The sequence below is a fragment of the Gelidibacter sp. genome (assembly GCF_053579655.1).
In genome coordinates, this window is record NZ_JBMDWE010000017.1 from 59,545 (window position 1) to 83,236 (window position 23,692).

Annotated in this window: 19 protein-coding genes and 1 tRNA gene; 7 read left to right on the top strand and 13 right to left on the bottom strand. The window is 37.0% G+C overall.

Going from position 1 to position 23,692, the window contains the following annotated elements; all coding sequences use genetic code 11:
* Positions 1–20: 20 nt before the first annotated feature.
* The 5 genes from ACOH2D_RS10250 (at position 21) to ACOH2D_RS10270 (ending at position 7,002) form a co-directional block, all read left to right on the top strand.
* Positions 21–617, top strand: coding sequence for an alpha-ketoglutarate-dependent dioxygenase AlkB family protein (locus ACOH2D_RS10250; RefSeq protein ID WP_449535162.1), 597 nt, complete (start codon positions 21–23; stop codon positions 615–617).
* A 366-nt stretch (positions 618–983) separates the two neighbouring features.
* Positions 984–1,904 carry an alpha/beta hydrolase gene (locus ACOH2D_RS10255; protein ID WP_449535163.1) on the top strand — a complete coding sequence of 307 codons (921 nt, stop codon included), beginning with the start codon at positions 984–986 and terminating at the stop codon, positions 1,902–1,904.
* Positions 1,905–2,617: 713 nt separating this feature from the next.
* Positions 2,618–3,832: a DUF819 family protein gene (locus ACOH2D_RS10260; protein ID WP_348038551.1), complete on the top strand. Its 1,215-nt coding sequence runs from the start codon at positions 2,618–2,620 to the stop codon at positions 3,830–3,832.
* Positions 3,833–3,884: 52 nt separating this feature from the next.
* Positions 3,885–4,577 carry a DUF4369 domain-containing protein gene (locus ACOH2D_RS10265; protein WP_348038545.1) on the top strand — a complete coding sequence of 231 codons (693 nt, stop codon included), beginning with the start codon at positions 3,885–3,887 and terminating at the stop codon, positions 4,575–4,577.
* A gap of 97 nt (positions 4,578–4,674) precedes the next feature.
* Entirely contained in the window at positions 4,675–7,002 is a 2,328-nt protein-coding gene (locus ACOH2D_RS10270) for a transglycosylase domain-containing protein (RefSeq protein WP_449535164.1), read from the top strand.
* A 417-nt stretch (positions 7,003–7,419) separates the two neighbouring features.
* Here ACOH2D_RS10270 and ACOH2D_RS10275 read toward each other — a convergent pair.
* The 5 genes from ACOH2D_RS10275 to idi form a co-directional block, all read right to left on the bottom strand.
* Positions 7,420–7,493, bottom strand: a tRNA-Thr gene (locus tag ACOH2D_RS10275).
* Positions 7,494–7,550: 57 nt separating this feature from the next.
* Complete coding sequence (locus ACOH2D_RS10280) at positions 7,551–7,820, bottom strand: hypothetical protein (protein WP_348038549.1); 270 nt, start codon at positions 7,818–7,820, stop codon at positions 7,551–7,553.
* Positions 7,821–7,894: 74 nt separating this feature from the next.
* Positions 7,895–8,866, bottom strand: coding sequence for a type I phosphomannose isomerase catalytic subunit (locus ACOH2D_RS10285; RefSeq protein WP_449535165.1), 972 nt, complete (start codon positions 8,864–8,866; stop codon positions 7,895–7,897).
* Between the two features lie 26 nt (positions 8,867–8,892).
* Entirely contained in the window at positions 8,893–9,303 is a 411-nt protein-coding gene (locus ACOH2D_RS10290) for a 6-pyruvoyl trahydropterin synthase family protein (protein ID WP_449535166.1), read from the bottom strand.
* Between the two features lie 2 nt (positions 9,304–9,305).
* Positions 9,306–9,827 carry an isopentenyl-diphosphate Delta-isomerase gene (idi, locus tag ACOH2D_RS10295; protein ID WP_449535167.1) on the bottom strand — a complete coding sequence of 174 codons (522 nt, stop codon included), beginning with the start codon at positions 9,825–9,827 and terminating at the stop codon, positions 9,306–9,308.
* A gap of 124 nt (positions 9,828–9,951) precedes the next feature.
* Here idi and ACOH2D_RS10300 point away from each other — a divergent pair, with 124 nt between their 5' ends.
* Positions 9,952–11,541 (top strand): peptide chain release factor 3, encoded by a 1,590-nt coding sequence (locus ACOH2D_RS10300; protein WP_449535168.1) that lies wholly within the window; start codon positions 9,952–9,954, stop codon positions 11,539–11,541.
* A gap of 222 nt (positions 11,542–11,763) precedes the next feature.
* Positions 11,764–11,991 (top strand): (4Fe-4S)-binding protein, encoded by a 228-nt coding sequence (locus ACOH2D_RS10305; protein WP_348035002.1) that lies wholly within the window; start codon positions 11,764–11,766, stop codon positions 11,989–11,991.
* Positions 11,992–12,080: 89 nt separating this feature from the next.
* Here the strand turns inward: ACOH2D_RS10305 and ACOH2D_RS10310 are convergent, their stop codons facing one another.
* From ACOH2D_RS10310 to nusG, 8 genes are all read right to left on the bottom strand, one after another.
* On the bottom strand, positions 12,081–12,398 hold the full coding sequence (locus ACOH2D_RS10310) for a DUF3467 domain-containing protein (RefSeq protein WP_348035001.1): 318 nt from the start codon (positions 12,396–12,398) through the stop codon (positions 12,081–12,083).
* 129 nt (positions 12,399–12,527) lie between these two features.
* Entirely contained in the window at positions 12,528–16,829 is a 4,302-nt protein-coding gene (rpoC, locus tag ACOH2D_RS10315) for a DNA-directed RNA polymerase subunit beta' (protein ID WP_449535169.1), read from the bottom strand.
* Positions 16,830–16,918: 89 nt separating this feature from the next.
* Positions 16,919–20,731 carry a DNA-directed RNA polymerase subunit beta gene (gene rpoB / locus ACOH2D_RS10320; protein WP_449535170.1) on the bottom strand — a complete coding sequence of 1,271 codons (3,813 nt, stop codon included), beginning with the start codon at positions 20,729–20,731 and terminating at the stop codon, positions 16,919–16,921.
* 211 nt (positions 20,732–20,942) lie between these two features.
* Entirely contained in the window at positions 20,943–21,317 is a 375-nt protein-coding gene (gene rplL / locus ACOH2D_RS10325) for a 50S ribosomal protein L7/L12 (RefSeq protein ID WP_348035797.1), read from the bottom strand.
* Positions 21,318–21,376: 59 nt separating this feature from the next.
* Entirely contained in the window at positions 21,377–21,898 is a 522-nt protein-coding gene (gene rplJ / locus ACOH2D_RS10330; RefSeq protein WP_348035796.1) for a 50S ribosomal protein L10, read from the bottom strand.
* An 18-nt stretch (positions 21,899–21,916) separates the two neighbouring features.
* Entirely contained in the window at positions 21,917–22,606 is a 690-nt protein-coding gene (gene rplA, locus ACOH2D_RS10335; RefSeq protein ID WP_348035795.1) for a 50S ribosomal protein L1, read from the bottom strand.
* Between the two features lie 12 nt (positions 22,607–22,618).
* Positions 22,619–23,056 (bottom strand): 50S ribosomal protein L11, encoded by a 438-nt coding sequence (rplK, locus tag ACOH2D_RS10340; RefSeq protein ID WP_348035793.1) that lies wholly within the window; start codon positions 23,054–23,056, stop codon positions 22,619–22,621.
* Positions 23,057–23,123: 67 nt separating this feature from the next.
* Complete coding sequence (gene nusG / locus ACOH2D_RS10345; protein ID WP_348035792.1) at positions 23,124–23,681, bottom strand: transcription termination/antitermination protein NusG; 558 nt, start codon at positions 23,679–23,681, stop codon at positions 23,124–23,126.
* Positions 23,682–23,692: the final 11 nt, after the last annotated feature.

Here is a 23,692-nt window from a genome sequence, read left to right on the forward strand (position 1 = left end):
ATTTAGATAAAATTTATAGCATGGACTTATTTTCCTCAGATAAAAGGCATTTCCAACTCCCAAATGCCGAATTGATTTATATCCCGAATTTTTATGATCAAAAAAAGGCAGATGTTTATTTAGAACATTTAAAGAATAACATTCCGTGGCAGCAAGACGACATCAAAATCTTTGGAAAAACCCATCCTCAACCCCGATTGACAGCTCTATTTGCAATCAATGCAAAACCTTATAGCTATTCTAACATTACGATGACACCAAAACCATTCACATCCGAAATTCATCAAATCAAAATTGATGTGCAGAAGATATGTCAACATGAATTTACTACCGTGTTACTGAATTTATATAGAAATCGAAATGATAGTAACGGTTGGCATGCCGATAATGAAAAAGCCTTGGGAATAAATCCAGTCATCGCTTCGCTAAGTTTTGGAGCGACCAGAGTATTTCATTTTAAACACCGGACGATTAAAGAAGAAAGCCACAAACTCAATTTAGAACATGGCAGTTTACTGATCATGAAAGGAGAAATGCAGCATTTTTGGTTACATCAAATCCCAAAAACAAAAACACACGTCAACGAAAGAATCAATTTAACTTTCAGGACTTTATAAAAAAGAAAGAACCGAGGTCCCTCAACCTCGGTTCTTCTAATTTGCGTTTAATACATTGCGTAGATTAGGGTCACTAAGTCAACAACATATGCAAATATTAATTAATTAATCCATTGCACTAAAACGTTAATTTCAGTACACTTCAAATGTAAGACAAATAATGAGACTATCTGTCAAAACACATATTAAATCGATGAAATGCATTTAAATTTAACATTTATCGACTAAAAGACCCGTTTTAACGACAAAGCGCAAGCTCAACTCATTGAGAAAATCTTCATTTATTCATCATATTTTTGATAATTGAACGTTATCCTTTCAAATTAAATTACTCTCAGTATCTTCGTTTAGATAAATATTCACGCTATGAAAAACTTAATTCTTTTATTTAGTCTCATCAGTTCTTTATCATTCAGCCAACCACAAACTTTTTCTGAAACTGATATAAAGATTTCAAATTGGATTGACGGAAGTTTAATCTTTCCAAATTCAGGTTCAGATCAACTGGCCATAATTATCGGGGACTCTGGTCCGACAGACCGGGACGGAAACCAGAACTTCCAAAAAACCAACAATCTCAAAAAACTGGCCCTACAACTTGCCAACAATGGCATCGCGACGTTCAGATACGATAAACGCATAGTAAAACAGATCAAAATGAATTCCCTTGATCCGAAGATAAAGTTTGATGATTTCGTAGTCGACGCTATGGATGTCGTGAAGTATTTCAAAACAAAAAAAGAATTTAAAAATATCTACATTATCGGTCACGGTCAAGGAAGCTTAATAGGTATGCTCGCTGCACAAGAGCATGTTGATGGTCTTATTTCATTGGCAGGAGCTGGTCAACCCATCGATGCGGTCGTAATTGATCAGGTTCAAAAAACAGCCCCTATGTTTACTGAAGATACCAAAAGAGTGTTTGACATTTTAAGATCTGGACAAACAACCACGGACTTCCCTCCTGCTTTGGCTTCGGTATTCGACCTTAGCGTTCAAAAGTTTATGACGAGTTGGATGAAATATGATCCTTCAGTGGTCATAAAAGACTTAAAAATCCCCGTTCTCATCATAAATGGCACCAAAGATTTACAAGTAGAAACCGCCGAAGCGGAGTTACTTCAGAAGGCCAATCAAAAATCAGAATTAAAACTGATTGAAAAGATGAACCATGTCATGTTCATTATTGAAGGTGACGCTCAAGAAAACGCAAAATCCTACAATGATCACAATGGGAAAATCTCCGAAGAATTGGTGAAAGATATCGTCGATTTCATAAAAAAGTAAACCGTCACGTATGGTCATAAAAAAAGCATCTCGAAATCGAGATGCCCTTTTACTAACTAACCAACCAAAATGTAATATTAACTTCTCTAAAGGTTAACTACTCCCTTTTTGTAATGTAGAGCATAATTATTTACACTGTACTATATCCAAATTCCGTGCCAAAATTAAATTTGACAACAAAATTATTATTCCTATTTTGCGGCTCAAACTAACTAACCATGACCAATTTTTGTAAAATTTTACTTTTTTTAGGATTAATTATCGGGACTTCTGGTTCCATATATGCTCAAACCTTAATCATTGATAACGCAAACGACAATTATTCAGAAAGTTTTGACATTCCTGTAACCATTGATTCCATAAGCTTTAACAGTTTTCAGATCAAACTTTCTACTGTTGATCCTTCGCTGATTATTAATCAAGTCATCCTGAACAAAAAATTTTCAAAGGGCGCTTTGGAATTTTCTTCAAGCGGCTCAATTTATACCATTGGCTATAGAAGTGAAGCACCTATTACAATTTCCAAAAAGGAAAAGCTCTTTGATTTAAAATTAAATACCACCAATCGGTTTTCAGAAGTGAATTTGATTTCTGTCAAGGAAACAAATTTCTATAACCAGGCAGAAGTGCTATCTGTAACCCCAAAAGTGCACTCATCAACCGTTAATCAATTTGTTTTTTTTAAAAATGACGCCATCGTCTTCGGAATATTAATGCTAGCGCTAGGGTTTGTGTTTTATACAGAATCAAAAAAAGACGGTTTTTGGCCAAAATTCTACAAGTACGTTCCAGGACTTTTAATGTGCTATATGATTCCGGCTATTTTTAACTCGCTCGGATTGATTTCTGCAGATGTTTCAGAAACCTATTATATCTCCAGTCGTTATCTTTTGCCAGCTTCCTTAGTTTTATTGACCATTAGCATTGATTTAAAAGCGGTTTTCAATCTCGGTTGGAAAGCTTTAGTCATGTTTTTCACAGGAACTGCGGGGATTATCATTGGAGGACCAATTGCCATTTTGATCATTTCCACCTTTTCTCCTGAAACTGTTGGAGGTGCCGGATTTGATGCCGTATGGAGAGGATTGGCCACTTTGGCAGGAAGTTGGATTGGTGGCGGTGCCAATCAAGCAGCCATGTTGGAGATTTATGGTTTTAACCAAGAACTTTATGGCGGTATGGTATTGGTTGATATTGTGGTGGCCAACATTTGGATGGCGGTCCTTTTATTAGGCATTGGAAAACGTGCGAAAATAGATAAATGGCTAAAAGCCGATAACACTGCCATCAATGAATTGCAAGAAAAAGTACAAAGTTTTAGTGAAAAAATCATTCGTGTTCCGTCGTTAACAGATATCATGATGATTTTGACCTTTGCCTTTGTTGCCGTTGGTATTGCCCATTATGGCGCAGATGTTATTTCGACCTATCTGTCTGATAATTTTGAAGCCGTAAGTGATACTCGAAGTGCGCTATCCTCCTTTGGAAGCCAATTCTTTTGGTTGATTTCAATTGCGACTTTAATCGGCATCCTATTATCCTTCACAAAAGCGAAAAATTATGAAGGTGCCGGTGCCAGTAAAATTGGTAGCGTCTTCATTTACATTCTTGTGGCGACCATTGGAATGAAAATGGATTTGGGCAAGATGTTCGAAAATCCGGGACTTATTTTAATTGGTTTGGTGTGGATGGTTATTCACGCCATTCTTCTCATCATTGTTGCTAAACTCATTAAAGCACCCTATTTTTTCTTGGCCGTTGGAAGTCAAGCAAACGTTGGTGGAGCCGCCTCCGCTCCTGTTGTAGCCGCTGCATTCCATCCGTCATTGGCATCAGTTGGCGCACTCCTGGCCGTCTTTGGTTATGTCATCGGAACTTATGGCGCACTTTTATGTGCAGAACTCATGAGAATAGTTGCCGCAGGTTAGTTTTTAATCGATTATTATAAGATATTTGCCCACCAAAAATTTAAAAATTTCAATGAAAAGAATAGCGTTTATCCTCAGTTTACTTATTGTTTCGTCTTGTGCTAAAGACAAATCAAATTTCACCCTTAAAGGCACTATCAAAGATTTAAAAAAAGGAACGGTTTATCTCCAAAAGGTTGAAGACACTTTATTGGTTTCAATAGACTCCTTAAAGATCACTGGCGATTCGCAATTTGAACTTCACGCATATTTAGATGGCCCAGAAGTACTTTATCTAAAGCTCGATAAACAAGGAGAAGATAGTGGATTGATTCCTTTTTTTGCAGATAAAGGCATTACAGAAATCCACACCACGTTGAAAAACTTCTTTGTGGATGCAAAAATTACCGGCTCCAAACAACAAGAAAAATTAGAAGAATACAAGGCGATCATGTCCAAGTTTAAGGATAAAAATCTGGATCTTATCAAGGATAACCTAGTAGCGCACCAAAGTCAAGACTCTCTTCAAATAGATTCAAGTTTAAAGGCTCATAATAATTTGATTATCAGAAGATATTTGTACACCATCAACTTTGCTATTAACAATAAAGATAATGAGATTGCTCCTTATTTGGCAATATCAGAAATCCCAGATGCAAACATCAAATATTTAGATACTATCGTTAAATCGTTGACTCCGGAAATTAAAGCTTCCAAATACGGCAAGCAATTGCAGGAGCTGATTGATGAACGCAAAAAAGAATAAGAGTTTCATTTTTAGAATTGTGAGATGCAATTCTCATTTAATAAATTGAAATACTTATCAAGGATAACCGTTACTTTGTAAAGACATTTTAAAAAGAATGAACATCAACAAAGTTAAACTTCTCAAATGGGCTAAAAGAATGAGCTACGGCTTAGGCATTCTTTTAGCCCTTTTTATTTGTTTTTATAGCAGCATTTACATTGGTCTCTGGGGAAAAATTCCTGATTCAGAACAACTGACGCTCCTTAAACAAAGTCAGGCCACACAGGTTCTGGATGCCAATAATAATTTGATTGGAAAAATTTATGTTTACGACCGGCAATCCATCACATATTCTGATTTTCCCCAACATTTAATTGATGCTTTAATTGCGACAGAAGATGCTCGATTTTATGAACACAATGGCATCGACAATAAAAGTTTGCTTCGAGTATTTTTCAAAAGCATTTTGATGTCTAACGATTCGTCCGGCGGCGGTAGTACCATTACGTTACAATTGGCGAAAAATCTCTTCGGACGTAAAAATCACGGTTCCATTGGAATTGTCGTCAACAAAATCAAAGAAAGCATCGTTGCGAAACGCATAGAAAAACTCTATTCAAAAGAAGAAATCCTTACACTATATCTCAATACGGTTCCTTTTCCCGATAACACATACGGTATTGAAAGCGCTTCCGAAAAGTTTTTTGATTCCCATACCAAAGATTTGACCTTGGTAGAATCCGCAACTTTGATAGGCTCACTAAAAGCGAATACCAGTTACAATCCGCGTCGTTATCCTGAAAAATCACATATCAGAAAAAATGTGGTCATCAATCAGATGGAAAAATATGGCTATCTCTCGGAAGTCCAAGCTAACAAAGCCAAAACGGACAGTATTGTTGTGAACTATCAAAACTATGCACCAAATGAGGGTTTAGCGCCATATTTCAGAGCACAGATTAAAAAGCAATTGGATAGCTTGCTAAAGCAAAAAAAGTACTTGAAACCAGATGGAGAAATGTATAACATTTATCATGACGGTTTAAAAATCCATACCACTTTAGACAACACCATGCAACGCTACGCAGAGGCCGCCATGAAAGAGCATATGACGGATTTGCAACGACAGTTTGAAAAAGCTTACGGACAGAATGCACCTTGGCTCAAAGGAAAGTCGGCATTTGAAGCTGCTAAAAAACGTTTAAAAGTCTATAAAAGACTAAAAGCGCAAGGCTTAGATGATAAAGCCATAGAAGACTCGTTAAAAATAAAACATCAAACCGATTTATTTTCGTGGGATGAAACCTCCGTCAAATCTATGTCCACCTTAGATAGTTTGGAATATTTCTCCAAATTTTTGAATGCTGGCTTAGTCTCTTTAGATCCTTCCAATGGCGCGATAAAAGCTTATGTAGGCGGTATTGATTACGGCTTTTTTCAATTTGACCATATTGTGCAGAGCAAACGTCAGGTAGGTTCCACATTTAAACCTATTGTTTATACCGCTGCTTTGGAAAACGGCATGGATCCATGTGCATACTTTCCACTAAAAGCCATTACTTATAGCGATGTCAATAATTGGCGTCCTACCAATTCCGGCACTTTTGAGGATGAAGATTTAAACTATTCGCTTCAAAACGCATTGAGCAACTCAATAAATACCATTGCCGTAAAGGTACTTTATGAAACGGGTATTGATAAAGTGATCACACAGGCCCAAAACATGGGCATCAAAAGCAAATTGGAAGCCGTTCCCTCTATTGCTTTAGGTTCCTCTAATCTAACCGTTTTAGAGTTAGCAAAAGCTTACACGTCCTACGTGAATGACAGCAAGCCTTCAAATCCAGTTTTCATTACGAAAATCGAAGATAAAGATGGGAACGTTATTGCTTCTTATGAAGATCTTTATCCTGAGCAATCCAAAACTGATATGGCGTTTAGTGATGACACACGACAAGTGATACTCGAGTTTTTAAAAGCTACGGCCAACGAAGGTACAGCATCAAGATTACGATCAACTTATCAATTGAATAATGCCATTGCCGGAAAAACTGGAACGACGCAAGACAATAAAGACGGCTGGTTTGTGGGGATTATGCCAAAATTAGTTACGGTAACTTGGGTAGGAAATGACAATCAACAAATTGGTTTTAGTTCCACAGGAATTGGACAGGGCGCTAATTCAGCACTTCCCATTTTTGCCAAATATATCCAAAAATTAAACGCGGATCCGAGATACAATAAGATTACCAAGGCTTCTTTTGAAACGCCTTCGGAAGCGGTATTAAACGCTTTAACTTGTGATCCTACAAAAGAAGATGGCTTTTTCAAACGTTTGTTTGGCAATAATAAAGACGAACGAAAATTTGAAAAGAAAGAAAAGAAGCACAAGAAAGGCGGCGGAATTTTTGGATGGTTAAAAAAGAAGGACAAGAATGAATAGTCATAAATCTTCAAAATAAAAATTCCAAATTCCAAATGATGGAACGCGGATGACGCTGATGAAGCAGATTTCCACTGATTTTAATCGATCTTTAAAACAAAGGACAGCTGATTATTTTCCTGGTTGATAACAAATATATTCTTTGAACCAACTTATTGTCAGAACAACCCTTAGCGCCCTTTGCGAAAAACCTTCGCGCTCCTTGCGTTTAAAAAAACAAAAGAATTTTCAATAACTATTAGAAGTAGTTTAACCACCATGACGCAAAGTCAAAGCTCAGGTTCGCGAAAGGATAGAATTCCTTAGCGACCTTTGCGAAAAAACTTTGCGCTCCTTGCGTTTAAAAAAACCGCAACATACTTCAATCAAACTTCCTGAAAAATACAAAAGCCTCTCAAAAAGAGAGGCTTTAAATTGAGCCGATAGAGGGACTCGAACCCACGACCTGCTGATTACAAATCAGCTGCTCTAGCCAGCTGAGCTACATCGGCCTAAGAGACTGCAAATATAGTATTGAAAACCATATTTGCAAATCTTTTGAAAAAAAATTAAACTAATGCATTGATTTTTTCGATCAACGCATGACCTCTTGTTTCTAACTCAGCATTAACAGCTTTAAAGTGTGCTTTTTTGTTTTCAACACTTCTATCATTGACTTTTGCAATCAATTCATCAAACGTGTTGATGGCTTCTTCAACAATCGCTTCGCTTTTTTCTGCGTTTTTACCAGAATTTGCGTAATTCGAAATATAAGCCGCTTCAATAATATCTCCTAAAACATAGTTAATATCTTTTTTTAGGTCTCTAACATTTGCCATTTTCTTGATTTTAAAATTTTTACAAAAGTAATCAATTTAAGAATGTCTTCCGTAATGGATTGTATATATTTTAACTACACGTAGACTTCCAATAGCGTAGCGTCTTTTGAGGCGATTTGGTAGGAGGCTATGACCGCAGGAAGCAATAAAGTCTCCCCTTTTTTAATCACTTCAGAATGGTTCGCAGTCTTGATTTCAGCCTCTCCATCAACACAAATGTAGATCACGAAAGAATCATGCGTATTCTCTTTATGAAGCTCCGTATCAACCTTTAAATAGTTGGTTGTGAAATAAGGACAACTTACCATCTCGTTAGACTGATTTGGTGTTTTTTCATAGTTAATTCTGAAATTATCATCCATATCAAATCCTATGGCGTCTATGGCCAAATCGGTATGAAGTTCACGCTCATTGCCAAAATCATCTTTGCGCTCATAATCATAAATACGATAGGTAATATCACTCGTTTGCTGAATCTCAGCAAGTAATACCCCTGCTCCAATGGCATGCACGCGACCCACTTCAATAAAATAAGTATCTCCTGCTTTTACCTTATCAAAATTAAGGATTTCTGGAAGTGTTTTATTTTCGAGATGTTCAAGATAAAGCTCAGGTGTCATTTTCTGATTAAAATCGACAATTAAATTGGAGCCCTCATCGGCTTGCATTACATACCACATTTCTGTTTTCCCAAACGAGTTGTGGCGTTTTGCCGCCAATTCATCATTAGGATGTAACTGAATGGACAAATCTTCCTTGGCATCAATAAACTTGATTAATAAGGGAAATTTATTTCCGAATTTCTCATAGTTCTTCTTGCCAATCAATTCAGCTTTATAGGTGCTTAATAAATCTTTTAAGGATTGGTTCTCTAAACTCCCGTTGGATACTATAGAGGTGTCCCCTTCCACATCACTGATTTCCCAGCTCTCGCCAACATCAGGCAACTGAGATTCTTTGTGTAAAAGGCTTGCTAATTTTGTTCCGCCCCAGATTTTGTCTTTTAAAATCGGTGTGAATTTTAATGGGTATAACGTGTTTTTCAAAGTTGTATAATTTTGAGGGATGGTTTTTAGTTTCCTGAATAGGTCACGAAATTACGCGGCGTTTCATACAAGGTAATTTCCAAATCGAGCGTTGAATTTAATCTTGGTTTGATTTTATCATAAATCACAACCGCAATATTTTCAGCCGTCGGATTTAAATCTTTGAACTCTTCAACTTCAATGTTCAAATTCTTGTGGTCAAGATGATCTTCAATCTCTTCCTTTATAATATCCTTCAGCACTTTCATGTCCATGACAAACCCAGTTTCATGATCAATCCGTCCAGTTACGCTTACTATTAATTCATAATTATGACCATGGAAGTTAGGATTGCTACATTTCCCAAATACCTCTTCATTCTTTTCATCACTCCATTCTTTTCTAAAAAGTCGGTGTGCGGCATTAAAATGTGCTTTTCTACTAACAGTTACAATCATGATTACGCTCTGTTTATATGTTCATAAAATTTATCAAAAATAATCTTAAACCATTCTGTATATATTTCAGGACGTTCTAAAATATCGCTTTTCACGTCTTCTAAAGGCATCCATTTCCAGGCGGCCACTTCATCAGGATTGATCGTCGGTGCACCTTCATAGTTACCAATCATAACGTGATCAAATTCATGCTCCGTCAGGCCATTGTCAAAAGGAGCTTTGTAGATAAATGAAACCGTGTTTTCCAATTCGGTTACAAAACCCATTTCTTCCTGCAAGCGTCGTTTTCCTGCTTCAATATTAGATTCTCCGTCACGCTGATGGCTGCAACAGGTGTTTGCCCAAAGCAATGGCGAATGGTATTTATGTGCTGCGCGCTGTTGCAACATCAGTTCGTTTTTTTTATTAAAAATAAACACAGAAAAGGCACGGTGCAACAATGCCTTTTCGTGCGCCTCTAGCTTTGGCATTAAGCCAATTTGCTCGTCTTTTTCATTAACGAGGATTACTCTTTCTTCAGTCATAGCTTACAAAAATACCAACAAAAGTTATAAAAAGCACCAATGTTAGCTTAAAATTAAAATCGGCTGAAGTCTTCTATTAAAAATGCTTTCAATAATGGTATCTTTGCAACCATTTTAAGAGATTATGAGTTTTAAAACAGAAATAGAAAGACGCCGTACTTTTGGTATTATTGCGCATCCCGATGCCGGGAAAACCACACTTACCGAAAAACTATTATTATTTGGAGGTGCCATTCAGGAAGCAGGTGCGGTTAAAAGCAACAAAATTAAAAAAGGCGCGACCAGTGACTTTATGGAAATTGAGCGCCAGCGTGGAATTTCGGTAGCAACTTCGGTTTTGGCTTTTGAATATGAAGGCACCAAAATAAATATTTTGGATACTCCTGGACACAAGGATTTTGCCGAAGATACTTTTAGAACTTTAACAGCTGTAGATAGCGTTATTGTTGTGGTTGACGTCGCAAAAGGGGTTGAAGAGCAGACTGAAAAATTAGTGGAAGTTTGTCGCATGCGAAACATCCCGATGATTGTGTTTATCAATAAACTGGATCGTGAAGGACGAGATGCTTTCGACTTGTTGGATGAGATTGAACAAAAACTTGGTTTAAGCGTCGTTCCCATGAGTTTTCCGATAGGAATGGGCTACGATTTTAAAGGTATCTATAATCTTTGGGAAAAAAACATCAATTTATTTAGCGGTAGTAGTCGAAAAAGCATCGAAGAAACTATTGAAATTTCTGATTTAGCCTCCGAAGAAATAGATAAACTCATCGGTAAAAAAGCCGCAACTACACTTCGTGAAGAAATAGAACTTGTAGAAGGCATTTACCCAGAATTTGATCGCGATGAATATTTAAATGGACATCAACAACCGGTATTCTTCGGATCAGCATTAAATAATTTTGGAGTTCGCGAGTTATTGGATTGTTTCGTAGAAATTGCTCCAAAACCAAGACCAAAACAAAGCGAAGAACGTTTAGTGCAACCCGATGAAAAAGAATTTACAGGATTTGTATTTAAAATTCATGCCAATATGGATCCAAATCATCGTGACCGTTTGGCATTTATAAAAATTGTTTCAGGTACGTTTGAACGCAATAAACCGTATCTCCATGTTAGAAATAATAAAAAAATGAAATTCTCCAGTCCGAATGCTTTTTTTGCTGAGAAAAAGGAAATTGTGGACATTTCCTATCCTGGGGACATTGTAGGGATCCATGATACGGGTAACTTCAAGATTGGCGATACGCTTACTGAAGGCGAGATTATAAACTACAAAGGTATCCCAAGTTTCTCACCGGAACATTTTAGATATATCAATAACGCAGATCCATTAAAATCAAAACAACTTTATAAAGGTATTGATCAATTAATGGACGAAGGTGTTGCCCAGTTATTTACATTAGAACTTAACGGACGAAAAGTCATTGGAACCGTTGGTGCCTTACAGTATGAAGTTATTCAGTACCGTTTGGAACATGAGTATGGTGCCAAATGTACTTATGAAAACCTGAACGTTTATAAAGCCTGTTGGGTAGAGCCGACCGATCCAAAAAATGCCGAATACAAAGAGTTTTTAAGGGTAAAACAACGTTATTTGGCTAAGGATAAACATGACCAATTGGTGTTTTTAGCAGACTCGCAATTTTCATTGCAAATGACCCAACAGACCTATCCTACTATTAAATTCCATTTTGTTTCGGAATACAAATAGGAATCAAATTACAATTTTTTAAAATTCCAAATTCCAATAGACAACATTTTGGAATTTGGGATTTGAAATTAATTTTTAAACTTCAGTCGATGTCATTCATCGATATTAATTTTTATAGTTTGTTCTTCATCGGATTTTTAATACATTTAATAGATAAACTTAGAATTGCTGCTCGTAACTTTTCTAAATCTGAAGAGATTCAAACCCCAAATTGATCTACTTATGGAAATAAATGCTAATCAGTTTAGTAATAGCAATATTACTATTATTTACGAACCATCTGTTTGCATCAGCGCAGGTCGTTGTGCAAGAGAACTCTCGGATGTCTTTAGGACTTCAGTCATCCCTTGGATTGACTTAGATGGTGCACCATCTCAAAAAATCATTGAGCAAGTCAAAAAGTGCCCATCTGGAGCTTTGAAATTTCATCTTAATCATAAAGTAGCTTAAAACTTGACAAAAAAAATCCCTTTGAATATAAATTCAAAGGGATTTTTTAATTGCAGTCGGTTGATACCAACAAATACTTTTATCGCGATTTAAGCTTGACCAGTAGGTCCAAAATTCAATGGAATTGGTGGCTGCTCGTAATCCTTAATTTCACCATGAGAGGTTTCAAAACGCTTTACATTTTCACCTAAAGCTTTAAGCAAGCGCTTTGCATGCTGTGGCGTCAAAATAATACGTGACTTCACTTTACTTTTTGGAGTTCCAGGCATGATGCTGACAAAATCAACAACAAACTCTGATACCGAATGATTGATGATGGCTAAGTTGGAATAAATTCCTTCGGCTATCTTTTCGTCCAATTCAATATTAATTTGTCCTTGCTTTGATGCTTCGTTATTATCGCTCATAATAATATTCCTGCAAAGGCAGAAATCTCTTTTTTAAAGGTTAATATCTTGAATCAACTGACGTGTCATCTTTAAAAAAGTCAAACACGCCTTTTGATTCATGAGATCCCCGCCTGCGCGGGGATTTTATTAATTGTAATTAAACTCTTCTTTAGCTTTCATCATTTCATTGAATTCTTCTTTAGAACCAACGATGATATGCTCATAGCGTCTCACCCCTGTTCCTGCAGGAATTCTATGTCCAACAATAACGTTCTCTTTCAAACCTTCTAAGTAATCAATTTTAGCGCTTACTGCTGCTTCGTTAAGTACTTTGGTCGTTTCCTGGAACGATGCTGCTGATATGAATGATTTTGTCTGTAATGAAGCTCTTGTAATACCTTGTAGTATTGGAGTTGCTGTAGCCGGTTGTGCATCTCTTGCAACAGCCAACTGACCATCTTCTCTTCTTACTACTGAGTTTTCATCTCTTAACTGACGCGTCGTAACGATTTGTCCTGGTTTAAGAGTTTTAGAATCTCCAGCATCTTCAATCACTTTCATTCCAAAGATCTTATCGTTTTCTTCGATGAAATCAGATTTATGAGCCAATTGATCTTCTAAGAAGATCGTATCACCAGAATCAATGATTCTAACTTTACGCATCATTTGTCTTACAACAACCTCAAAATGCTTATCGTTGATTTTCACACCTTGCAAACGATATACTTCCTGTACTTCGTTTACCAAGTATTGTTGAACCGCTGAAGGGCCTTTGATATTTAAGATATCGTTTGGAGTGATAGAACCATCAGATAATGGCATACCTGCTTTAACATAATCATTTTCTTGAACAAGAATTTGACTAGACAGCTTAACCAAGTATTTTTTAACATCACCTAAACGAGATTCGATAATAATCTCACGGTTACCTCTTTTGATTTTTCCGAAAGACACAACACCATCAATCTCACTTACTACAGCAGGATTAGAAGGGTTACGTGCTTCAAACAACTCAGTTACACGTGGAAGACCACCCGTAATATCCCCAGATTTCGCTGATCTACGAGGTATTTTTACCAAGACTTTACCAACATTAATCTTCTCACCATTGTTAATCATCAAGTGGGCACCAACTGGTAAGTTGTATGAACGTATTGCGTTTCCTTTAGAATCCTCAATATGTAAGGTTGGAATCAATTTTTTGTTTCTTGATTCAGAAATTACTTTCTCTTGGAAACCAGTTTGCTCATCAATTTCCACTTGATAGGTTACTCCTTGCTCAATGTTTTCATAAGATACCTTACCGGCAAACTCAGAAATAATTACACCGTTATAAGGGTCCCAAGAACAAATGACATCTCCTTTTTTCACTTTATCTCCTGGCTTGCAGTAGACGAATGATCCGTAAGGAATATTGTGCGTACTTAGTGTGATTCCTGTTTTGGCATCTACCAATTTGAATTCAGACGTACGGGAAATAACAACATCTACATCAGCGCCATTGTTATCTGTTCCTTTAACAACTTTTAAATCTTCAATTTCAGCAATACCATCAAACTTAACGGTCAATTTATTTTCTTCAGAAATGTTACCTGCAATACCTCCAACGTGGAAGGTACGAAGTGTTAACTGTGTACCTGGCTCTCCAATGGATTGGGCAGCAACGACACCAACAGCTTCACCTCTTTGAACCATTTTACCGGTTGCAAGGTTACGACCGTAACATTTAGAACAAATACCTTGAGTAGCTTCACAAGTTAATGCTGAACGAACCTCTATAGAATCTAAAGCAGAACCTTCGATACGTTTTGCAACAGCATCATCGATATGTTCACCAGCACTTATAATAAGCTCTTGAGTTAATGGATCGTAAACATCATTTAATGACGTTCTACCAACCACTCTGTCCTCAAGTTTCTCAATAACTTCCTCATTTTTCTTCAATGCGGATACTTCAATACCTCTTAATGTTCCACAGTCTTCACTGTAAATAATCACATCCTGAGATACGTCCACCAAACGACGTGTTAGGTAACCAGCATCTGCCGTTTTAAGAGCGGTATCTGCAAGACCTTTACGAGCACCATGAGTAGAAATAAAGTATTCCAAAATTGAAAGACCTTCCTTAAAGTTAGAAAGAATTGGGTTTTCAATAATCTCTCCACCACCTGCACTAGATTTTTTAGGTTTTGCCATCAATCCACGCATACCGGTCAACTGACGAATCTGTTCTTTAGATCCACGAGCTCCAGAATCAAGCATCATATATACCGAGTTGAAACCTTGTTGATCTTCACGGATACGTTTCATTGACAATTCCGTCAATTCAGCATTCGTAGAAGTCCAGATATCAATAACTTGGTTATAACGTTCGTTATTGGTAATCAATCCCATGTTGTAATTGGCCATAATACCATCAACTTGAGAATTGGCACTTTCAATCATGGTTTGTTTTTCAGCAGGAATAATAATATCACCTAAACTGAACGACAATCCACCTTGGAAAGCGAACTTATAGCCTAAATCTTTGATTAAATCCAAGAAATCAGCTGTTTCAGGAACAGAAGTTACCTTTAAGATCACACCAATGATATCTCTCAATGATTTTTTGGTCAAGACTTGGTTAACAAAACCTGCTGCTCTTGGAACGGTTTCATTAAAGAGAACACGACCAGTGGTAGTTTCAATAATCTTAGAAACTAACTTGCCTTCCTCATTCAAGTCCTCAGTTCTTACTTTAATAGAGGCGTTCAAATCAACTTTTCTCTCATTGTAAGCAATAGTTACCTCTTCTGGAGAATAGAAAGTCAATCCTTCACCTTTTACTTTTTTGTCATCTGTTGACTTACGTTCCTTGGTCATATAATAAAGACCAAGAACCATGTCTTGAGATGGCACAGTAACAGGAGAACCGTTAGCAGGATTCAAGATATTATGAGAAGCCAACATTAACAATTGAGCTTCCAAAATAGCCTCAGGGCCTAATGGTAAATGCACAGCCATTTGGTCACCATCGAAATCCGCGTTAAACGCCGTACATACTAATGGGTGCAATTGGATCGCCTTACCTTCAATCAATTTAGGTTGAAACGCTTGAATACCTAGTCTGTGCAATGTAGGAGCACGGTTTAAAAGCACTGGATGTCCTTTTAAAACATTCTCTAAAATATCCCAAACTACAGGCTCTTTTCTGTCTATTATTTTCTTTGCAGATTTAACAGTTTTAACAATCCCACGCTCAATCAGTTTTCTGATGATAAATGGTTTGTAAAGTTCTGCTGCCATATCTTTTGGCAATCCACATTCAAATAGTTTTAATTCTGGTCCAACGACGATTACCGAACGTGCTGAATAATCCACACGCTTACCTAGTAAGTTTTGACGGAAACGTCCTTGTTTTCCTTTTAGGGAATCGGATAATGATTTTAATGGTCTGTTAGAATCTGTTTTTACTGCAGATGCTTTACGCGTGTTGTCCAATAATGAATCCACAGATTCTTGCAACATACGTTTCTCATTACGTAAAATTACCTCTGGAGCTTTGATCTCAACCAAACGCTTCAAACGGTTGTTACGAATAATCACACGACGGTACAAATCATTCAAATCCGAAGTCGCAAAACGACCACCATCCAACGGCACCAATGGACGTAATTCCGCTGGAATTACTGGTACTGCTTTCAAGATCATCCATTCTGGAAGATTCTCACGGTTAAGGTTAGAATCTCTAAACGCTTCAACAACTTGAAGACGTTTTAACGCCTCAGTTTTACGTTGCTTAGAGGTTTCTGTATTTGCTTTGTGACGCAATTCAAAAGACAACTCGGCCAAATCAATTCTTGCAAGCAAATCAATCAAGCATTCCGCTCCCATTTTTGCAATGAACTTATTTGGATCGTTGTCATCTAAATATTGGTTATCCTGAGCAATTGACTCAAGGATACTCAAGTATTCTTCTTCCGTCAAGAAATCCATTTTTTGTAATGGTTCGCCATCTACATTCTTAGCATTACCTGGTTGGATCACTACATAACGTTCGTAATAAATGATCATATCCAATTTCTTGGAAGGTAATCCCAACAAGTATCCGATTTTGTTTGGTAATGAACGGAAATACCAAATGTGCGCCACAGGAACTACCAAATTGATATGTCCAACACGGTCACGACGTACTTTCTTTTCAGTTACTTCAACCCCACAACGGTCACAAACAATACCTTTGTATCGGATACGCTTATATTTTCCACAAGCACATTCAAAATCCTTTACAGGACCAAAAATACGCTCACAGAACAAACCATCTCTTTCTGGTTTGTGTGTTCGATAATTAATAGTTTCTGGTTTAAGAACCTCACCACGAGATGCTGCTAAAACAGACTCTGGAGACGCTAAACCAATGGAGATTTTGTTAAATCTCTGTACTGTATTCTTATCTTGTCTTCTTGCCATTTTTTATGGTACTAACAAATTATAATTTAATTTTTTGATTGTTGTAGGGACAGGCCATGGCCTGTCCCTACGGAATAATTTCTATGAAATTATTCCTCCAATCTAATATCCAATCCTAATCCTTTCAATTCGTGCATTAATACGTTGAAAGATTCAGGAAGTCCTGGTTCTGGCATTGGCTCTCCCTTAACGATTGCTTCGTAAGTTTTAGCTCTACCGATAACGTCATCAGATTTTACTGTTAAGATCTCACGCAAGGTTGCAGATGCGCCATAAGCCTCAAGTGCCCAAACCTCCATCTCACCAAAACGCTGACCACCAAATTGAGCTTTACCACCCAATGGTTGTTGTGTAATTAATGAGTATGGTCCGATTGAACGCGAGTGCATCTTATCATCAACCATGTGTCCAAGTTTCAACATATAAATTACACCAACAGTTGCAGGTTGATCAAAACGATCTCCCGTACCACCATCATATAGGTATGTATGTCCATAACGTGGAATTCCAGCTTCGTCAGTCAATTCGTTAATTTGATCTAGTGTAGCACCATCAAAGATTGGTGTTGCATAGGTACGTCCTAACTTTTGACCAGCCCATCCAAGAACTGTTTCATAAATTTGACCAATGTTCATACGAGAAGGTACACCTAGTGGATTCAATACGATATCTACCGGAGTTCCATCTTCAAGGAACGGCATATCTTCCTGACGAACGATACGGGCAACAATACCTTTGTTACCGTGACGACCCGCCATTTTATCACCCACTTTAAGTTTACGCTTCTTAGCGATATAAACCTTAGCTAATTTGATAATACCTGCTGGCAATTCATCTCCTACAGAAATTGTAAACTTCTCACGACGCAATGAACCTTGAAGGTCATTTTCCTTAATCTTGTAGTTGTGGATCAAATCTGCAACTAAAGCGTTTGTTTCGTCATCAGTAGTCCAAGTTCCTGAAGATAAATGCGCATAATCATCCACAGAATTTAACATCTTCAAGGTATATTTTTTACCTTTTGGAAGTATTTCCTCTCCAAGATCATTAAAGATACCTTGCGCCGTTTTTCCGTTTACGATCGTGAATAATTTGTCAATCAAAATTGCTTTTAACTCATCAAATTTTCTGTAGTAAACAGCTTCTAAAGCATCAATATCTTCTTTATCTTTTGCTCTCTTACGTTTGTCTTTTACTGCTCTTGAGAATAATTTTTTCTCAATAACAACACCGTGTAACGAAGGAGAAGCTTTTAATGAAGCATCTTTCACGTCCCCAGCTTTATCACCGAAGATTGCTCTTAATAATTTTTCTTCTGGTGTAGGATCAGATTCACCTTTTGGAGTAATCTTACCAATTAAGATATCACCAGGTTTAATCTCAGCACCAATACGAATCATCCCGTTTTCATCTAAGTCTTTAGTAGCCTCTTCAGAAACGTTAGGAATATCATTAGTCAATTCTTCGTTACCTAATTTGGTATCACGAACTTCCAATGAATATTCATCAATATGGATTGATGTAAAGATATCATCACGAACCACTTTTTCAGAAATTACGATAGCATCCTCAAAGTTGTAACCTTTCCATGGCATAAACGCCACTTTCATGTTACGACCAAGAGCAAGCTCTCCTGCTTGGGTTGCATAACCTTCACAAAGTACTTGTCCTTTTTTAACTTTATCGCCTTTGGTTACAATAGGTTTCAAGTTAATAGACGTTCCTTGGTTAGTTTTTCTAAATTTAACTAACGGATAAGTTTTAGTATCACTTTCAAAACTTACCAATGCTTGTTCTTCAGTACGCTCGTATTTGATTGTAATTTCATTAGCATCAACATACTCTACAGTACCTGCGCCTTCTGCATTAATCAAAACTCTCGAATCTGAAGCAACTTGACGCTCTAAACCAGTACCTACAATTGGTGCATCCACACGCAATAATGGTACGGCCTGACGCATCATGTTAGATCCCATCAAGGCTCTGTTCGCGTCATCATGCTCCAAGAAAGGAATCAACGATGCCGAGATAGAAGCTACTTGGTTAGGAGCAACGTCAGTATAATTAGCAGTAAAAGGATCGATTACAGGGAAATCACCTTCTTGACGAGCAATAATCTTGTCTTCAGTAATTTTTCCATTCTCATCAACTTTAAGAGTTGCTTGAGCAATCAACATATCCTCTTCCTCTTCTGCGCTTAAATATATTGGTGCATTTTTAATATCTACAACACCATCTGTAATTTTACGATAAGGTGTTTCAATGAAGCCCATTCCGTTTACTTTTGCAAAAACAGAAAGTGAAGAAATCAAACCAATGTTTGGTCCCTCTGGAGTTTCAATTGGACATAAACGACCGTAATGTGTATAGTGAACGTCACGAACCTCGAAACCTGCACGCTCTCTGGATAAACCTCCAGGTCCTAATGCTGATAAACGACGTTTGTGCGTAATCTCAGCCAATGGATTGGTTTGATCCATAAATTGAGACAACTGATTCGTTCCAAAGAATGAGTTGATTACTGAAGACAAAGTTTTAGCGTTAATCAAGTCAATTGGTGTAAACACCTCATTGTCACGAACGTTCATACGCTCACGGATAGTACGTGCCATACGTGCTAAACCAACACCAAACTGTTGTGATAATTGCTCACCTACAGTACGTACACGACGGTTAGATAAGTGGTCAATATCATCAATCTCAGCTTTAGAGTTGATCAACTCGATAAGATATTTGATAATGGTAATGATATCCAATTTGGTAAGCACTTGCTTATCCATACCGATATCAAGACCCAACTTTTTGTTCATTCTATAACGACCTACTTCACCTAGAGAGTAACGTTGGTCAGAGAAGAATAATTTGTCAATAATTCCACGAGCAGTCTCCTCATCTGGCGGCTCCGCGTTTCTTAATTGACGGTAAATATGTTCAACAGCTTCTTTTTCGGAGTTTGTTGGATCCTTTTGAAGCGTATTATGTATGATAGAATAATCACCTTGCTGCGTACTTTCTTTATGTAAAAGAACCGTTTTAGCATCAGCTTCAATAATTTCTTCAATATTGTCTTTATCTAAAACAGTATCACGATCAAGCACAATCTCGTTACGCTCAATGGATACCACTTCACCTGTATCTTCATCCACAAAATCTTCGTGCCATGTGTTAAGCACACGTGCAGCCAATTTACGACCAATGATTTTCTTAAGACCAGACTTTGATACTTTAACCTCTTCTGCAAGGTCAAAAATTTCAAGAATATCTTTATCACGTTCAAAACCGATGGCTCTGAACAAGGTTGTAACTGGTAGTTTTTTCTTTCTATCAATATACGCGTACATAACGCTATTGATATCCGTAGCAAATTCAATCCAAGAACCTTTAAAAGGAATTACTCTTGCTGAATATAACTTGGTTCCATTCGCATGGAAGGATTGACTGAAGAACACACCTGGAGATCTGTGCAATTGTGAAACCACAACACGCTCAGCACCATTGATACAGAAAGTACCACTTGGCGTCATGTATGGAATTGTACCCAAATACACATCTTGAACAATAGTTTCGAAGTCCTCATGTTCAGGATCTGTACAATACAATTTTAAACGCGCTTTTAAAGGCACACTGTATGTTAATCCTCTTTCAATACATTCTTCAATTGAATATCTTGGTGGATCAATGAAGTAATCCAGAAATTCCAAAACAAATTGATTGCGAGTGTCGGTAATTGGGAAGTTTTCCATGAAGGTATTGTAGAGACCTTCATTCCCTCTTTCTTCAGATTTTGTCTCTAATTGGAAAAAATCCTGGAAGGATTTTATTTGGATATCCAAAAAATCAGGATAGTCCGTTCTATTTACAATAGAAGAGAAGTTTAATCTTTCAGCTTTATGTGCTAACATCGATGAACGGGATTTTGATTAAAAAAATAGTTGTTTTTAATGTATATCTCCTCTGTTTGTCATTGTCTTTCAATGCTTAGATGGAGTTTGCCAATTATCACTCTCGTTGGAATCAACTTCATTTTAATGGCACATTTAATATACACAAAAGGGTTTAGGTCATTCCGAACAATCGGAAGACCTAAACCAAAATTTGTAGTTTGGGTTAAGCTTATTTAAGCTCAACTTCTGCTCCAGCTTCTTCTAATTGAGCTTTTAAAGCTTCTGCTTCATCTTTAGAAACACCTTCTTTAACATTGCTTGGTGCGCTATCAACTAATTCTTTAGATTCTTTCAAACCTAAACCAGTTAATTCTTTTACCAATTTAACAACTGCTAATTTAGAAGCACCTGCTGCTTTAAGAACTACGTCAAATTCTGACTGCTCCTCAGCTGCATCAGCATCTCCACCGCCACCTACTGCAACTGCAACAGCAGCAGCAGCTGGTTCGATACCATACTCGTCTTTTAATATTGTAGCTAATTCGTTAACTTCTTTTACTGTTAAGTTAACTAATTTTTCTGCGAAATCTTTTAAATCTGCCATTTTCTATCGTTTTAATAATTTTAATAAAATATAATTTGTTTAAGTGCGTACTTAGTTGGTTATCCTTCTCTTTCGGATAATGTTTTTACAAGACCTGCAATGATGCCGCCACCTGATTTAAGAGCTGAAATAACGTTTTTAGCAGGAGATTGTAACAATCCTACGATGTCTCCAATTAATTCCTCTCTTGATTTGATGTCAACCAATGCATCCAATTGCTCATCACCAATGTAAATTGCTTCTTCAATAAAAGCTCCTTTAAGCAATGGCTTATCAGATTTCTTACGGAACAATTTAATTACTTTAGCTGGAGCATTTCCAGTTTCTGAATACATTACTGAAGTGTTTCCTACTAAAGTCTTTGGAAGATCTCCAAAATCTTTTTCAGAAGCTTCCATAGCTTTACTCAACAATGTATTTTTTACGACGGCCATTTTAATGTCTGCCTTAAAGCAAGCACGACGTAATTCTGAAGTGTTTTTTGCGTTCAATCCAGAGATATCTGTTAAATAGATATGTGTATTATCCGCTAATTGAGCAGTCAACTCTTCAATAACTTGTGATTTTTCTTCTCTTGTCATAATATTAAAGTTTAACTACTAACCTATTTTAGTATCAATTGATATACTTGGACTCATGGTACTAGACATAAAGATGCTTTTAATGTAAACACCTTTAGCCGCAACAGGTTTCATTTTGATTAAAGTCGAAATAAGTTCGTTTGCGTTTTCAATCAATTTGTCAGCAGTAAATGATGCCTTACCGATTGGTGCGTGAACGATACCCGTTTTGTCAACTCTAAAGTCAATTTTACCAGCTTTTACTTCTGCAACTGCTTTAGCCACATCCATAGTTACTGTACCTGTTTTAGGGTTTGGCATTAAACCTCTTGGGCCTAACACTCTACCTAATGGACCTAATTTACCCATGATTGCAGGCATGGTAACGATCACGTCAACATCTGTCCAACCATTTTTGATTTTCTCAAGGTATTCATCCAATCCTACATAATCAGCACCTGCATCTTTAGCTTCCTGCTCTTTGTCAGGTGTTACTAATGCAAGAACTTTCATGTCCTTTCCTGTTCCGTGAGGTAAAGAAACTACACCTCTTACCATTTGGTTTGCTTTACGAGGATCGACTCCAAGTCTTACAGCGATATCCACTGAAGCATCAAATTTAGTATAGGTAATCTCTTTTAATAGAGTTGCACCCTCTTCAAGAGAATAAAGTTTGGTTTTGTCAACTTTAGCTCTTGCCTCTTTTTGCTTTTTTGTTACTCTTGCCATTTCAGAAATGTTTTAATTAGGTTTTTTACCTGTTACAGTAATACCCATTGATCTTGCTGTTCCTGCAACCATGTCAATAGCTTTGTCAGCAGTAAATGCATTTAAATCTTGCATTTTGTCTTCAGCAATTGCTTTAACTTGATCCCAGGTTACTTTTGCTACCTTTTTTCTGTTCGGTTCTCCAGATCCTTTTTTTACTTTGGCCGCTTCCATCAATTGAACTGCAGCTGGTGGAGTTTTAATAATGAAATCAAACGATTTATCCTTGAACACAGAGATTACAACTGGTAATACTTTACCTGCTTTATCCTGAGTTCTAGCATTAAATTGCTTACAGAATTCCATGATATTAACTCCAGCAGCTCCTAAAGCGGGTCCTACCGGTGGCGATGGATTCGCTGCACCTCCCCGAACTTGTAGCTTAACTACTTTACTTAATTCTTTTGCCATTTCTTTAATTTTAGTTGCACCTCTTCCTTTGGAAGCCAAAAGACGTACGATCTATTTGTAACAATTATTAAACTTTTTCGACTTGCATATAACTCAATTCCAATGGTGTTTTTCTTCCGAAAATTTTCACCATGACTTCAAGTTTGCGTTTTTCTTCATTTATTTTTTCGATGGTTCCATCAAACCCGTTGAATGGTCCATCAATAACTTTAACAGTTTCTCCAATTGTGAAAGGAATAGCTACGTTTGAATCTGCATCCACGGTAAGCTCATCTACCTTACCTAACATTCTGTTTACTTCAGATTGTCTTAGCGGCACCGGATCTCCTCCTTTTGTTTCACCTAAAAAGCCAATAACGTTTGTAATTGACTTAATAATATGAGGGATTTCGCCACTCAAATTGGCTTGAATCATGATATAGCCAGGGAAATAAACTTTTTCTTTACTTATTTTTTTCCCGTTACGTATTTGTATAACTTTTTCAGTAGGCACCAAAACCTGATCCACGAAATCCTCGAGACCCAAGCGGGCGATTTCGTTTTCTATATAGGTTTTGATTTTGTTTTCTTGACCACTAACAGCCCTTACAACATACCACTTTTTATTTTCACTAGTCTCAGACATCCTCTCTTTAT

Coding starts and splice junctions, on each gene's coding strand:
- ACOH2D_RS10310 (WP_348035001.1), bottom strand. CDS start 12,398: ATGAGCGATAATAACGAAGCATCAAAGCAAGGACAAATTAATATTGAA.
- rpoB (WP_449535170.1), bottom strand. CDS start 20,731: ATGTTAGCACATAAAGCTGAAAGATTAAACTTCTCTTCTATTGTAAAT.
- idi (WP_449535167.1), bottom strand. CDS start 9,827: ATGACTGAAGAAAGAGTAATCCTCGTTAATGAAAAAGACGAGCAAATT.
- ACOH2D_RS10300 (WP_449535168.1), top strand. CDS start 9,952: ATGAGTTTTAAAACAGAAATAGAAAGACGCCGTACTTTTGGTATTATT.
- ACOH2D_RS10255 (WP_449535163.1), top strand. CDS start 984: ATGAAAAACTTAATTCTTTTATTTAGTCTCATCAGTTCTTTATCATTC.
- rplJ (WP_348035796.1), bottom strand. CDS start 21,898: ATGACAAGAGAAGAAAAATCACAAGTTATTGAAGAGTTGACTGCTCAA.
- rplA (WP_348035795.1), bottom strand. CDS start 22,606: ATGGCAAGAGTAACAAAAAAGCAAAAAGAGGCAAGAGCTAAAGTTGAC.
- ACOH2D_RS10290 (WP_449535166.1), bottom strand. CDS start 9,303: ATGATTGTAACTGTTAGTAGAAAAGCACATTTTAATGCCGCACACCGA.
- ACOH2D_RS10305 (WP_348035002.1), top strand. CDS start 11,764: ATGGAAATAAATGCTAATCAGTTTAGTAATAGCAATATTACTATTATT.
- ACOH2D_RS10260 (WP_348038551.1), top strand. CDS start 2,618: ATGCTAGCGCTAGGGTTTGTGTTTTATACAGAATCAAAAAAAGACGGT.
- rplL (WP_348035797.1), bottom strand. CDS start 21,317: ATGGCAGATTTAAAAGATTTCGCAGAAAAATTAGTTAACTTAACAGTA.
- ACOH2D_RS10265 (WP_348038545.1), top strand. CDS start 3,885: ATGAAAAGAATAGCGTTTATCCTCAGTTTACTTATTGTTTCGTCTTGT.
- nusG (WP_348035792.1), bottom strand. CDS start 23,681: ATGTCTGAGACTAGTGAAAATAAAAAGTGGTATGTTGTAAGGGCTGTT.
- rplK (WP_348035793.1), bottom strand. CDS start 23,056: ATGGCAAAAGAATTAAGTAAAGTAGTTAAGCTACAAGTTCGGGGAGGT.
- ACOH2D_RS10270 (WP_449535164.1), top strand. CDS start 4,675: ATGAACATCAACAAAGTTAAACTTCTCAAATGGGCTAAAAGAATGAGC.
- rpoC (WP_449535169.1), bottom strand. CDS start 16,829: ATGGCAAGAAGACAAGATAAGAATACAGTACAGAGATTTAACAAAATC.
- ACOH2D_RS10250 (WP_449535162.1), top strand. CDS start 21: ATGGACTTATTTTCCTCAGATAAAAGGCATTTCCAACTCCCAAATGCC.
- ACOH2D_RS10280 (WP_348038549.1), bottom strand. CDS start 7,820: ATGGCAAATGTTAGAGACCTAAAAAAAGATATTAACTATGTTTTAGGA.